Source organism: Caproicibacterium amylolyticum (assembly GCF_014467055.1).
Taxonomy (GTDB): Bacteria; Bacillota; Clostridia; order Oscillospirales; family Acutalibacteraceae; genus Caproicibacterium; species Caproicibacterium amylolyticum.
In genome coordinates this window covers 1,463,613-1,477,154 of the sequence record NZ_CP060696.1, presented here as the reverse complement: position 1 = coordinate 1,477,154, position 13,542 = coordinate 1,463,613, and the positions used below count along the sequence as shown (strand labels likewise).

Sequence of the window (13,542 nt, the reverse complement as noted above, 5' to 3'; positions counted from 1 at the left end):
TAATGCGAACAGCAGCAGATGCTAAGGCATCTCCTGCTGTTTTTGATTGGAGGAATGTTTGGTGCCGCACCAGCGGATGAAAAAGAAACACATTTTGCTGGATATTCTGATTTTAATTTTCGCAGCAGTCGCGGCCATTTCTGCGGTATACTTGATTCAACAAATGGTCATTTACCCGAATCAGAATACTTCTGCTATGCAGAATGTGCAGAAAATTTATCACCAACAGCTAACTGCTTCCTATTTATCGGAAAGTGCATCTGCCACAGGTCCGGTATCCTCAGTTTCCCCGACTACAGTGAAAAACACACTGTCTAATCTAAAAAAACTTAATTCTGACATTGTCGGCTGGGTGCAGTATCCAGAAACTGTAATTGACTATCCAGTTGTAACTGAGCCTACGGAATCGCCTGATTTTTATCTGCATCACAATTATTTAAAAGAAGACTCCAATCATGGCAGTATTTTTCTTCCAAAAGGTACCAGCCCTGTAACTGCAAAAAGTCTTTTGCTCTATGGTCACAACATGAAAGACGGCCAGATGTTTCACTGTATTGCGGAATTAACACTTGACCAGCTTAAACAACAGCCTCTCGTATATTTTGACACAGGCAGTGGGGCGCAGGCATATAAAATATTTGCATACTTAAAAACAAACACCCAATCATCACAGGGGAAGCCTTTTAACTACACTGCACCAAAGCTGCAAACCAACAGTGATTTTCTGCAGTTTGGCTATGATCTGGCCATTCGTTCAATTTACCGCTTTCCAGTTGATGTGCGGGCAGGGGATCAATTGCTGTTGTTTTCTACCTGTTCCTACGAATTTAGTGACTTTCGTTCGGTATTGGCAGCCAGGCGGGTGCGTACAGAGGAATCCAATACAGTGGATTCCTCTGCAATCACTCAATCAACAAAACCGCTATACCCGGACTGCTGGTATGTTTCCCATGGGGAAACAAAACCAAACTGGCCTGCGACTTATACGGAAGCTGCAAAGAAGAAGGAATTGCCATGGCCTGCGGCTTAAAGGTATTTACGGCACTGCAAATTTAGATTACCGCTTGAGCGGTTGGAGGAATCAAAGAATGCGGTTAAGAAGTTCATTTGCTATATTGGTTGCCCGTGCAGTCAGTTGGGTGGAAAGGCGTATCCTGCATGTGGGTGCCAGCGCAATGCCCGGCCGAATTGCACTGCGCCTTGATCCGCATCTTATCAGCGCGCTGTCTGCAAAGCTAAAAAAAGGTTCTATCGTTGTTTGCGGAACAAACGGTAAAACTACGACCAATAATGTAATTTGTCAGATTGTAGAGGATAGTGGAAACACAGTTCTGTGCAATTACGCCGGAGCAAACATGGATTCTGGCGTTGTTACTGCTTTACTGCCCGGAAAAAAAGCTGACTGGGGTGTGCTGGAGGTAGATGAGCTTTCCACACCAAAGATTGTACCGTTTTTAAAACCTAAATATATGGTGTTGCTGAATATTTTTCGAGATCAGCTTGACCGCTGCGGTGAAATTGATACTGTTATGCAGGCTATTATTTCTGCGCTTGAACAATCACCTGAAACCACGTTGATTTATAATGCAGATGACCCGTTTTGTTCATTCATCGCTTCTCACGTCAAACGCACAATAACATTTGGCATCGGAGAAGATTTACATCTTCCGCAGGATCGTGTAACGGGCGGCCGTTTCTGCCTGAAATGCGGCACACTTATGGAATATGATTATCATCAGTATGGTCAGCTTGGTGCTTTTCATTGTCCGAAGTGTGATTTTGGGCGGGCACCGCTTGACTTTGCAGCAATGCACATTACATTTACAGATGGCATTTCATTTTCAGTAGGTGAAACACGGATTCACACATGCTACAACGGCGTTTATATGGTGTACAACCTTCTTGCAGCATTTTCTGCGGCATGGTCACTTGGCTGCAGTACAGATGTTTTTCAAAAAACGATTGACCAGTATCAGCCAAAGAATGGGCGCCTGCAGGAATTTGATGTACAGGGCCACCCGATTGTTCTCAATCTTGCAAAGAATCCGACTGGATTTAATCAAAATATGGCATTACTGCTGCAAGATAAAGGTGCAAAAGCGGTTTACTTTATTATCAATGACAATGACAATGACGGCAATGATATTTCGTGGTTGTGGGATGTTGACTTTGAGCGTCTGTCCGAAGAACAAAATATGGTTGTCTATGCAGGGGGGCGGCGTATGAATGACCTGCAGGTTAGGCTGAAGTATGCAGGCATTGATGCACAGTTGGTAGAAAGCGTTGCAGATGCGGCAAAAAGGACTCGCGAACTGCCGACAGAGCACAAATTATATGTACTGACAAATTATTCGGCGCTTGTTCCTGCTCAGCGGGAATTGCGCACGCTAAGCAGGCAGGAGTGATAAAATCACAATGGAAATTCGTATTGCACACCTTTTCCCCGAACTGCTGAATCTGTATGGAGATGGCGGGAACATTATCTGCATACAGAAACGCTGTGATTGGCGCGGTATTTTCGTAAAGGTTGACCAAATCCATGCCGGTGATTCCGTTGACTTTGGAAACACGGATATTATTTTTGTGGGCGGGGGAACCGACCGTGAACAAAAAATCGTATGCAGTGAACTTTTGGCGGTGAAACAGCAGCTTCACGATTATGTGGAAGCCGGAGGTGTACTGCTGGCGGTCTGCGGCGGTTACCAACTGTTAGGACACAATTATCTGCTGGGCGATGAACTGGTTGAAGGCGTTGGCGTTATTGACCTGAAAACAGAGCGTGGGGAGGGTCGACTAATTGGCAACGTCATGATTGAAAGTGATATTTGCAAAATGCCGATTGTCGGCTATGAAAATCATGGCGGCCGAACTTACCTCGGCGATTGCGAGCCACTTGGGAAAGTTACTTCCGCTGGTGGATACGGCAATAATGGAACAGATGGATACGAAGGTGTTCACTATAAAAACGTAATCGGTACTTATCTGCACGGCCCATTACTGCCCAAAAATCCGCAGGTGTGTGATTACCTTTTAAAAACCGCACTTGCCCGCCGTTACGGCAGTGAATTTGATTTCCCGGATTTGGATGATACCATTGAAAATAATGCCAATCTTGTAATGCAGGAACGGCTGAAAGCGAATGTTGTTAACAAAGTACAGGTCAGCGCACGCGGAAGAAGCTGATTGAATAAAAACGGCCTGCCTATGTTTTTATAGGCAGGCTGTTTTTATGTTTCTTATTATTTTGCAAACTGTTCAATAATTCCAACAATAATTTCGGTGCTTAAATCCATATCTTCTGCGGCAATATGCTCATAAGGACCGTGAAAAGCATGGCCGCCGGTACCAAGGTTAGGGCAGGGAAGTCCGCTGACGCTTAGTTTCGCACCGTCTGTACCGCCGCGAATCGGCAGTTCACAGGGTGCAACACCCAAAGCAGTCATGGCCTTGCGCGCATTTTCAATAAGCTGCGGATAAGGTTTAATATATTGCAGCATATTTTCATACTGGTCTTTGATTTCTAACTGAACAGTATCTTTTCCGTACTTCTCATTCAGGATATCTGCAATTTTGTGCAGCATGTCCTTTCGAATTTCAAAATGCTCCTTGGAATGGTCGCGGATAATATATTCCAGTTTTGCTTCTTCAATATTTCCGCTCATATTACACAAATGGAAAAACCCCTCTCGCCCCTGTGTGTGTGCAGGTGTTTCCGCAGCCGGAAGCATGGCGTTGGCTTCCATAGCAATCAGGGAAGCATTTTTCATAGTATCCTTTGCGTCACCGGGATGCACATTAAACCCTGAAAAAGTGAGTTTAGCACCGGCAGCGTTGAAATTCTCATAACTGATTTCGCTGGAATCCCCACCGTCAACCGTGTAGGCAAAGTCGGCGCCAAAGCCGGGAACATCAAAATGATCGGCACCGCTGCCAACTTCTTCGTCCGGTGTAAAACCAATGCGAATACGGCCATGTGGCATATTTTTTTGCAGAATGGTTTCACATGCAGTCAGGATTTCTGCAATACCGGCCTTGTCGTCAGCACCCAGCAAAGTAGTGCCGTCTGTTGTAATTAGCGTCTTTCCTCGTAACTGCGCAAGATGCGGGAATTCTCTGGGAGAAAGTACCCGGCCACTCGTACCAAGTTCCACATTTTCACCGTCATAATTTTCGATAATCTGTGGATTGACGGCCTCACCGTTAAAATCCGGAGCGGTGTCCATGTGAGAAATAAATCCTAATGCCGGTATCTGCTCTTTACCCGCTGTAGCCGGAATCTCACCGTAAACGTAGCAGGTATCTGTCACACGCACGTCCGTTATCCCAATATTACGCATTTCCTCTGCCAGCTGATTGGCAAGGTCAAATTCACGCTGTGCGGATGGTACAGAAGTGGAATTTTCATCCGACGTTGTACACACCTTTATATACTTTAAAAGTCGATGTGCTGCTTTCATTTAATTCTCCTTCTTTCAGTCAGATTTTACAACTGCTTTTTAGTATACGCTGTTTCGTCCGTGGACGCAAGCAACAGAGCTTTTCAAAATTGTTGCAAACCAGCAGGCAGCTCTCGCCAGTATTGGTGTGAGAGCTGCCTGCTGGCTTTTAACGTCTGTGCGGTTTTACAGTAGAATATCGTCATTGCTCAAAATGCTTGTGCAGCGTTTCCAGTGCTTTTTTTTCAATGCGGGAAACATAGCTGCGTGAAATGCCAAGTGACTGGGCAACTTCCCGCTGGGTTTGAGGTTCACCTCCGCTCAGCCCATATCGAAGCACTAAAATTGTCTGTTCGCGGGGGGAGAGCTTCCTTAAATATGTATAGAGCTGCTCACACTTGATCTTTCGGTCAAGATTGTCAAAAATATTATCCTCTGTAGCCAGAACATCCATTAAAGTTAAGGCACTGCCGTCCTTGTCGCTGTCAATTGGCTCATTCATAGAGACATCCTGCGCCGATTTTTTGGTACTGCGGAAGTACATGAGTATTTCATTTACTATCCTCACGCAGCGGCAATGAAGCCGCAGTGGTCACCTGTACAGGAAAAACTCCGTGCATCCACACATTGGCTGTTTTTCCGTCCCAATCAATATAATTTATAAGTGAACGCAAAATTTCTCTTTTTTCTGCCACATTCATTTCTTCAAATAAAGCAGGGAAACTGTAAAGTTTATCACATATAGTCTGCAGCTCAGAATTTGAAAACTTTACTGTTGTTTTGTTCTGCTCCTCTTGCAATATTTGGCTGCGCAGTTTTTTTACCTGACTGTCCAGCTTTACAATCTGCTCTAAAATATGCGGTTCTGCAGCGGACCCATTAGTAGCCTGCAAAGAACAAATCAGCGTCTGAATTGCCTTTTCTGTACTTTGCAGTGTCTTGTGCGGATTGTTACCACCGCTTTTCCAGAGGCTACAGCAGCTTTTCAACGTGCTGAGAAAGATTTCGTAGTCTTCTGTAATATTCAGGACTGCTTCGCATACAGACGCGTCTAACTGACTGCCGTCTGCATTTGCACAGCTGCAGCTCTGCCGTTTGCTTTTTTCTTTTTCACGGCAAACATAATAGAAATGAATGAGACCATCTTTTGTGCGAACGCCTGCCGATTTTGGCCGCATATAGCTTTTGCAGACGGCACAATGCAGCAGACTGCTCAAAAGAGCAATATTGCTCTTTGGCTTTCGATAAGTTTTAGAACAATTACTTTTTAAAATGTTTTGTACACGCACCCAGTCTGTGCCGGAAATTAATCCCTGGTGTTTGCCGAGTGCAACAATCCATTCCTGCATATTCCGCAGCATGGGGTGCCGGCCGTGTTTTTGGAGTGTTTTATTGTAGGCCATAATTGCGAATTTTCCGTTAAAGTCTTCTTTTTCGGCGTAGATTTCCACAGCGTTTTCTCTGAAATAGGAATAAGCATCTTGGTCCGCTGTCATATATACTGGATTTTGCAAAATGTTTCGCACGGCAAAACGCGTAAATTCCTTTTGATTTTTAGTTACTGCGCCGTATTGTTTTAAATTTTCCGTTACCTGAACAAGAGAGCCGGTTTGCAAAAAGTCCCGAAAAATACTGCACACGATTTCAGCTTCTGCTGGCACAATTTCCAGTTTATATGCCTGCCGGGTCTTTCCATCAACCGTTACTTTTGCAACAGCTTTGGAACAGTATCCGGTGGGGGTTGTGCCGCCAAGCCAGCGGCCGGTTTTTGCTAGTTCATGCATATTGTCACGAATCCGCTCCGCAGTGGTTTCGCGCTCCAGCTGTGAGAACACAGATGAAATATACATCATGGCTCGGCCCATAGGGGAAGAGGTGTCGAACTGCTCCCTGATAGATACAAATTGAATCTGCAGTTGTTCCAACTCTTTTATTAATTCTGCAAAATCTCCTACGCTGCGGCTGATACGATCCAGGCGATAACAAACCAAAATCGCAAAGACTTTATTTTTGGCATCCCTGATCATTTGCTTAAACATCGGGCGGTCAGTATTTCCACCAGAATATCCTTCGTCTTCGTAAATGTGCAGACGCACGTTATCACCGAAATGCAGTTGGATATATTGGCGGCAAAGCCCTATTTGGTTTTCGATACTTTCGCCTTTTCCGGTAAAACGGGATTTTCGCGAATAAACCGCAATTTCCACAGGCACCTTTGCCAATCCACCTTTCCGTAAAAGAAAAGCCGGCAGCAAAAGGGCGCCGGTTTTTCTTTTACTGTTTTGCTTTTTCAGCAAGAGCATTCCATATCTGTTCTTTTTGCGTGTCCGTCCACTTTTGCCTTTGCAGATATGCTGCCGCCGCGTGTGCATGCAACATCGCGGCTTTCTTTTGCAGTTCCTGTGCAGCTTTTAAATCTACCGGTTTGTGTATATGGATATGTACCAGCGCTGTTTCCTCCTTTCCTTCATAAAAGTTTTATGTATACCGGATTGTCCGTTATGCATTCTTGACTTGACACTTTTCTTTTATTAGAATATAAAAAAAGATATTGCCGCCTTTGCGGCAGAAAGAGCCATAATGGAAAACAAACAGTCTCTAAAAGAGCAGACACCGCACGGAACTGTCAGCTTTCCGTTTGCCAGCTACCGGTGGAATGGAGAAAACCGACTGGATGTAACGCTGCACTGGCACAATGAAGCAGAAATTATTTTTTTGCATGAAGGCGCTTTTGAGATGAACGTAAATATGCAGACATACAGAGTGGAAGCACCGGCGATGCTGTTTCTCATGCCGGAAGAAATTCATTCTCTCCGGCTGGTACGGGGACTGCGCGAAAGTGCTTTCGTTTTTGATCTGAAAATGCTGAGCTTTGAAAATTTTGATGCAGTCCAGTATAAAATTATTCATCCGCTGATTGAAAATCAAATTCAGTTCCCGCGCTTGGTTCAGGCAAACAGCCCTGTGTGGAATCAGCTGGCTGCCGCATATCTCCATGCACTGTACGCATCAGAAAAAGAGGGCATTGGCGCATGTTTACAGGTAAAGGCCGGACTTTATCAAATGATCGCCTGCCTTTACGAACAGAACTGCTTTCAGCAGGAATCACGGCCAAAGAAAAACGACACGTATCAGATTGAAACAATTAAAAAGGTTTTGACCTTTTTGCGTGGTTCCTATTCACAAAAAATCACCGTAGAGGATGCCGCAAAAATCGCCGGAATGAATCCGCAGTATTTCTGCCGCTATTTTCGCAAAATGACCGGCTGCACACTGACTGCCTATCTCAACACAATACGCGTTGAGCATGCTAAACAGCTTCTACTGGAAACGGACAGCAAAGTCATTGATATCGCTGCCTGCTGCGGATATGAAAACATTGGTTACTTCATTAAGCGCTTTCAAGATATGGCGGGAATGCCGCCCTCCGCTTTTCGCAAGCAGGCAAAGAGGTCAAAATAGCGTAACTTTTTCTCAAGATTGCGGAAGAAAGTCGCTTTCTGTACGGGTATACTGTAATTATCACAGAAAGGGGTTGTAACACATGGAAAAAAAGTGGTGGCATGATAAAGTAGCATATCAGATTTATCCGAAAAGCTTTTGCGACACAAACGGAGACGGCATTGGCGATTTGCGTGGCATTATCAATAAGCTGGACTATTTAAAGGAACTTGGCATTGATATCCTCTGGCTTTCCCCAATTTACGCTTCGCCGTTTGTTGACGAGGGCTATGATATTTCCGATTACTACAAGATTGCGCCGGAGTTTGGCACAATGGAAGACTTTGACGAACTGCTGGAAGAAACCAAAAAGCGCGGAATGTACCTAATTATGGATCTGGTTGTCAACCACTGCTCTGATAAGCATGAGTGGTTTCAGAAAGCACTGGCCGAACCAGACGGGAAATATGCGGATTACTTTTACTTTGTAAAAGGCAAAAACGGAAATCCGCCAAGCAACTACCGCTCTTACTTTGGCGGCAGTGCATGGGAGCCGATTCCCGGTACGGATAAGTATTATCTGCATATGTTCGCAAAAGAACAACCAGATCTAAATTGGGAAAATCCAACTGTTAAGCAAAAAATTTATGATATGGTAAATTGGTGGCTTAATAAAGGCGTTGCCGGGTTCCGTATAGATGCAATTATCAATATAAAAAAAGACACGGCTTTTCCTAGTTTTCCGCCGGACGGCAATGATGGACTTGCTGCCGTATCCAAAATGATTGACGAAGTCAGCGGAGTAGGGGAACTGCTGGAAGAACTTAAAGAACATACTTTTGCGAAGCAGGATGCTTTCACAGTTGCAGAAGTATTTAATATGAAAGAAGATGAGCTGCGGGAATTTGTCGGTGAAAGCGGCCATTTCTCCACGATGTTCGACTTTTCTGCAGAGTGTGTAGCCGGAAATCGTACATGGCTGGACACCAGTCCGGTCGATTTTCATGCTCTGCGGAACGCAGTCTTTGCTTCACAACTGAAGTGTCAGGACATCTGCTTCCTTGCCAATATCATTGAAAATCACGACGAACCGCGAGGCGCCAGCCGCTTCCTCCCGGATTACGCACAAAATGAAGCGGGCGTAAAAATGCTGGCAACGGTAAACCTGCTGCTGCGGGGTATCCCGTTCCTGTATCAGGGTCAGGAAATCGGCATGCGAAACTGTCCAATGGGTTCCATCGAGGACTACGATGACATTGGTACAAAAAATCAATATACTGCAGCATTGGCAGACGGCGTATCTGCTGAAGATGCTTTAAACGCCTGCTTCCACAAGAGCCGTGACAATGCACGTACCCCTATGCAGTGGTGCAGCAGCGTAAATTCCGGTTTTACTTCCGGCAAACCGTGGCTGAAAGTGAATCCAAACTATACAGAAATCAATGTGGCAGAGCAGACTGGCAGAGCGGACTCTGTACTGAATTATTACCGTCGGCTGATTGCCCTGCACAAATCTGACCGCTGGAAAGAGGTCTTTACAGAAGGACGCTTTGCACCAGCTTATCAGGACCAGCCATCTGTATTTGCGTACTACCGCAAAGTGGGGGACACCTGTGTTCTGGTAGCCGCAAACTTTGGGGTGGATTCTGTAACACTTCCTTTGATTGCACCGGCAGAAGAACTTTTGCTGAAAAATATGGAAGCAGTTAAATCCATCGGTACAAATCTGCTTCTGCCGTCCTGCAGCAGTGCCGTTATCGCTTTTTAATCTTTGCAAATCTAAAATTCCTGGCTGACGATTTTTACTAGTCGGCCGGGAATTTTTTGCCTTTTTGGTTCTTGATAATCACCGGTTATTTTGTTATCATAGTAAAGTTATGTGAATTTTACTTGTTAAATTCCATACTGTAATTGCGATTTAGCAGAGGAAACAGCAAAAAGAGAGGCACCGGAAAGCCGGGAAGAATGTGGAAGGATTTATAAAATGCAACTAATTATTCGGGATTTAAAAAAGAATTTTGACAATAAAGAAGTTTTGAAAAGGGTTAGTTTTACCTTTGAAAGAGGAAAGATCTATGGTCTGCTGGGGCGAAATGGCGCAGGCAAAACAACTTTTTTTAATTGTATAAATGAAGATTTAAAGCCGGACGGCGGTTCTTTTTTCATTGAGGAAAACGGTAATGAACGTACTGTACAGGCTGAAGATATCGGTTATGTACTTTCCACACCCGTTGTTCCAGAGTTTTTAACGGGCAGAGAATTCTTAAAATTCTTTACGGACATTAACTCCAAAAGAATTCCAAACAAAAAATCACTGGATGACTACTTCGACCTGATGAAGATTGCGAAAGATGACCGTGACAAACTGTTGAAAGACTATTCGCATGGCATGAAAAATAAAATGCAGATGCTGGTGAATTTCATTGCCAATCCTGCTATCCTGCTTCTGGATGAACCGCTCACTTCATTTGATGTGGTGGTTGCAGACGAAATGAAGCTGCTGCTGCGGCAAATTAAAAAAGACCACATTATTATTTTTTCCACGCACATTATGGAACTGGCTTTGGATCTATGCGATGAAATTGTAATTCTGAATCAAGGCGTTTTGGAGGAAATTCAGAAAGAAAATCTGGATAATACAGAGTTTAAAGATAAAATCATCGCTGCACTGAAAGGAGAAGAAGATGTTTGAAGCATTTAAAATCTCTTTTCGTCTAAAAAACACATACCGTACGAACAGTATCCTATATTCTCTCAAGCAATTTCCCATATTAAAGAAACTGCTGCCGGATTCGCTTTATTCCTGCTATGGGCTAAAAATTTTTGCAGGCGTTATCAGCGGCATTGTGGAGTTTGTTTCTGTATTTTTAGGAAAACTCATTTACCTTGCCGCTATGATTTTTTCGGTACTTTCTTTTATGAAGTCGCCAAAGCCTGACACCATGCTGCACCTGTTTTTGTTTCTGACACTTGTGGGCGGTGTGCTGAATACGCATATGTTTGAACCTACAAAAGACAAATATTATGCGTTGGTTTTAATGCGCATGGACGCTAAGGCTTACACACTTTCTAACTACTGTTATTTTCTGTTGAAAATGCTGGTCGGCTTTCTGCCGTTCACTATTCTCTTTGGCCTAGCAGCCGGCGTTCCGCTTGGATTGTGCCTTCTGACGCCCGTCTATGTAATTGCTGTCAAGTTGATTTGTGGTGCACTGCTCCTGAAAAATTACGCGCACAAGGGTAAAGCTGCCAACGAAAATCTGCCGGATCCGGTTATTTGGGCAATAGTAGGCGGACTGCTTGCTGCCGCCTACCTGCCGCCAATTTTCGGCATTGCATTGAACGGTATTGTGTTTGCCCTTTTCACAGCAGCAGCCACAATTGCTGCTGTTTTTGCCGGCCGGTACATCGTCATTTTTGAAAACTACCGTGGTGTTTACAAAGATTTGCTGACAGAAAATACGGTTATGGCAGTTGCAAATACGGGAAATTTACAGCAAACTGCTATGCAGAAGAAAATTGATTTGACCGACGGTGTAACCAGCAGAGGGGAAGGATATCAGTACTTCAATGAGCTGTTTATGAAGCGTCACCGCAGGATTTTAATGAAATCTGCAAAGCGTATCACGCTTATCAGTGCCTGTGTGGTTGTTCTTTTGTTGGTCTTATGTGCTGTGAACAAAGATGCGAAAACGAGTTTAAATGAATTGACACTGACATTCTTGCCATATTTTCTTTTTGTTATGTACTTAATTAATCGCGGACAGGTCGTTACAAAAGCAATGTTTATGAACTGTGACCACAGTATGCTGGCATATCGGTTTTATCGGCAGCCAAAAGTGATCTTGGGATTGTTTACAGAACGCCTGAAATCGGTTATTAAAATCAATTTACTGCCTGCGGTGGTGATTGCAGCAGGGCTGCCACTGATTTTATTCTGCTCAGGCGGAACAGACACACCGCTAAACTATTTTCTGCTATTCATCTCTATTATTGCCATGTCTATATTTTTTTCAGTTCATTATATGGTTTTGTATTATCTGCTCCAGCCTTACAATGTAAATATTGAAATGAAAAACAGTACCTATGCCGTTATCAGCGGCTTAACTTATTTGGTCTGCTATATTGCGATTGGAAAGCAAATACCAACTTTGATTTTTGGTACGGTAATAACGATATTCAGCATACTTTATGTAATGATTGCGCTGATTCTGGCTTATCGGCTGGCACCGAAAACCTTTAAACTAAGACCATAAAAGAAAAGCCAATGCATTCAAAAAATGCATCGGCTTTTCTTTTATACTTACATTAGGAGGATTTTCCGAGGCGAAGAAGCAGGACAAACGTTTGCTTAATACGAAACATTTTACACGGCACAGCACTGGTTGGTGCACTGCTGGCTCCCTGCATGATGCTGTTGGAAGTTTTCATGGCCTCACTAATGCCTGATATTTTTGCTCCCAAAATTTTCTATGGCATCGATAGCAGACAGATTTTATCTATTTTGCGGTTACCGAACCACCTTTTTTCTTTTGTGTTTATTATTTGCCGGAAACGCATTCAATATCTGCCAATTCTTCTTTTGTAAAGTGTGTTTTATGAATGATACCGAGATTTTCCACAATCTGCTGCGGCTTTGAAGCACCAATCAGCACACTGGTCACTTCACCGTCGCGCAGGATCCATGAAAGTGCCATCTGCGCAAGTGTTTGTCCACGATTTTGAGCAATCTCATTCAGTTCGCGAATTTGTTTCAAGCGTTCTTCTGTTAAATCAGATGCTTTCAAGAATCTGCCGTCTCTGGCAATACGGCTGTCAGCCGGAATACCATGCAGATATTTGTTCGTCAGCATACCCTGGGCCAGTGGACTGAAAACGATGATTCCACAGCCGTTCTGTGCCGCGAAATGTTTCAAACCGTTTTTCTCGATTGTACGGTCAAAAATGTTGTATCGACTCTGGTTAATAATAAACGGGCATTTTAAGTCAGTCAAAATATCCATAGCCTTTTTTGTTGTTTCCGCATCATAGTTGGAAATACCGGCATACAGCGCCTTGCCGCTTTTTACAGCAGTGTTCAGTGCCATCATGCTTTCTTCCAGTGGCGTTTCCGGATCCATACGGTGGTGATAAAAAATATCCACATAGTCAAGCCCCAATCGTTTGAGACTCTGGTCAAGGCTTGCCAACAAATATTTTCGGCTGCCGCCGTCTCCGTAAGGACCTTTCCACATATCAAATCCAGCTTTTGTGCTGACAATTATTTCATCGCGGTAAGCTTTTAAATCCTGATTCAGGATCCTGCCGAAGTTTTCCTCTGCACTGCCATACACCGGGCCGTAATTGTTCGCAAGGTCAAAATGCGTAATGCCGTTGTCAAATGCAGTAAAGCACATTTCCCGCATATTGTCAAAATTATCTTTGCTGCCGAAATTGTGCCATAGACCAAGAGAAACCGCAGGCAGCTTCAGTCCGCTGTTTCCACATCGGAAGTAGGCCATTTCATCATAACGTGTATCTTTTGCCATATATCGTGTTTTTAGTTCCATGTTCTTGACTTCCTTTCTATTTGTTTTTCTGTTGTGAGTATACATGTAATCTGAACTTGTGTAAATGCAATAAACTTTTTAGTATTTGTACTTTAGCGACCAATTTGATTTTTTTC

Annotated in this window: 11 protein-coding genes; 7 read left to right on the top strand and 4 right to left on the bottom strand. The window is 43.8% G+C overall.

Annotation, left to right across the window (positions count from 1 at the left end; genetic code table 11):
• Positions 1-61: 61 nt before the first annotated feature.
• The 3 genes from H6X83_RS07075 to H6X83_RS07065 are packed head-to-tail and all read left to right on the top strand — an operon-like array spanning position 62 to position 3,183.
• Complete coding sequence (locus H6X83_RS07075) at positions 62-1,030, top strand: class B sortase (protein WP_212508414.1); 969 nt, start codon at positions 62-64, stop codon at positions 1,028-1,030.
• A 58-nt stretch (positions 1,031-1,088) separates the two neighbouring features.
• The gene (locus tag H6X83_RS07070; RefSeq protein ID WP_212508413.1) at positions 1,089-2,405 is read left to right on the top strand and encodes a MurT ligase domain-containing protein; all 1,317 of its coding nucleotides are present in this window, start codon (positions 1,089-1,091) and stop codon (positions 2,403-2,405) included.
• Between the two features lie 10 nt (positions 2,406-2,415).
• Entirely contained in the window at positions 2,416-3,183 is a 768-nt protein-coding gene (locus H6X83_RS07065) for a type 1 glutamine amidotransferase (protein WP_212508412.1), read from the top strand.
• 56 nt (positions 3,184-3,239) lie between these two features.
• On the opposite strand, the gene pepT is transcribed toward H6X83_RS07065, so the two are convergent.
• The 3 genes from pepT to H6X83_RS07050 all read right to left on the bottom strand — a co-directional run bounded on the left by pepT (position 3,240) and on the right by H6X83_RS07050 (position 6,649).
• On the bottom strand, positions 3,240-4,457 hold the full coding sequence (gene pepT, locus H6X83_RS07060) for a peptidase T (protein ID WP_212508411.1): 1,218 nt from the start codon (positions 4,455-4,457) through the stop codon (positions 3,240-3,242).
• 181 nt (positions 4,458-4,638) lie between these two features.
• Positions 4,639-4,980 carry a sigma-70 family RNA polymerase sigma factor gene (locus H6X83_RS07055; protein ID WP_212508410.1) on the bottom strand — a complete coding sequence of 114 codons (342 nt, stop codon included), beginning with the start codon at positions 4,978-4,980 and terminating at the stop codon, positions 4,639-4,641.
• A gap of 7 nt (positions 4,981-4,987) precedes the next feature.
• The gene (locus H6X83_RS07050) at positions 4,988-6,649 is read right to left on the bottom strand and encodes a recombinase family protein (protein WP_246419579.1); all 1,662 of its coding nucleotides are present in this window, start codon (positions 6,647-6,649) and stop codon (positions 4,988-4,990) included.
• Between the two features lie 367 nt (positions 6,650-7,016).
• Between H6X83_RS07050 and H6X83_RS07045 the strand changes: the two genes are divergently transcribed.
• The 4 genes from H6X83_RS07045 to H6X83_RS14575 all read left to right on the top strand — a co-directional run bounded on the left by H6X83_RS07045 (position 7,017) and on the right by H6X83_RS14575 (position 12,133).
• On the top strand, positions 7,017-7,898 hold the full coding sequence (locus H6X83_RS07045; protein ID WP_212508408.1) for a helix-turn-helix domain-containing protein: 882 nt from the start codon (positions 7,017-7,019) through the stop codon (positions 7,896-7,898).
• 82 nt (positions 7,899-7,980) lie between these two features.
• The gene (locus tag H6X83_RS07040) at positions 7,981-9,645 is read left to right on the top strand and encodes an alpha-glucosidase (protein ID WP_212508407.1); all 1,665 of its coding nucleotides are present in this window, start codon (positions 7,981-7,983) and stop codon (positions 9,643-9,645) included.
• Between the two features lie 216 nt (positions 9,646-9,861).
• The gene (locus H6X83_RS07035) at positions 9,862-10,569 is read left to right on the top strand and encodes an ABC transporter ATP-binding protein (protein ID WP_212508406.1); all 708 of its coding nucleotides are present in this window, start codon (positions 9,862-9,864) and stop codon (positions 10,567-10,569) included.
• Positions 10,562-12,133, top strand: a complete 1,572-nt coding sequence (locus tag H6X83_RS14575) for a hypothetical protein (RefSeq protein ID WP_246419576.1) — start codon at positions 10,562-10,564, stop codon at positions 12,131-12,133. Before H6X83_RS07035 ends, H6X83_RS14575 begins: the two co-directional genes overlap by 8 nt.
• Before the next feature lie 285 nt (positions 12,134-12,418).
• Here H6X83_RS14575 and mgrA read toward each other — a convergent pair whose 3' ends face one another.
• Complete coding sequence (gene mgrA, locus H6X83_RS07025; protein WP_212508405.1) at positions 12,419-13,426, bottom strand: L-glyceraldehyde 3-phosphate reductase; 1,008 nt, start codon at positions 13,424-13,426, stop codon at positions 12,419-12,421.
• Between the last annotated feature and the right edge of the window lie 116 nt (positions 13,427-13,542).

Bases quoted from the DNA above. Each gene is read 5' to 3' on its own strand.
- pepT (WP_212508411.1), bottom strand. From the start codon at position 4,457: ATGAAAGCAGCACATCGACTTTTAAAGTATATAAAGGTGTGTACAACG.
- H6X83_RS14575 (WP_246419576.1), top strand. From the start codon at position 10,562: ATGTTTGAAGCATTTAAAATCTCTTTTCGTCTAAAAAACACATACCGT.
- mgrA (WP_212508405.1), bottom strand. From the start codon at position 13,426: ATGGAACTAAAAACACGATATATGGCAAAAGATACACGTTATGATGAA.
- H6X83_RS07045 (WP_212508408.1), top strand. From the start codon at position 7,017: ATGGAAAACAAACAGTCTCTAAAAGAGCAGACACCGCACGGAACTGTC.
- H6X83_RS07040 (WP_212508407.1), top strand. From the start codon at position 7,981: ATGGAAAAAAAGTGGTGGCATGATAAAGTAGCATATCAGATTTATCCG.
- H6X83_RS07035 (WP_212508406.1), top strand. From the start codon at position 9,862: ATGCAACTAATTATTCGGGATTTAAAAAAGAATTTTGACAATAAAGAA.
- H6X83_RS07055 (WP_212508410.1), bottom strand. From the start codon at position 4,980: ATGTACTTCCGCAGTACCAAAAAATCGGCGCAGGATGTCTCTATGAAT.
- H6X83_RS07070 (WP_212508413.1), top strand. From the start codon at position 1,089: ATGCGGTTAAGAAGTTCATTTGCTATATTGGTTGCCCGTGCAGTCAGT.
- H6X83_RS07065 (WP_212508412.1), top strand. From the start codon at position 2,416: ATGGAAATTCGTATTGCACACCTTTTCCCCGAACTGCTGAATCTGTAT.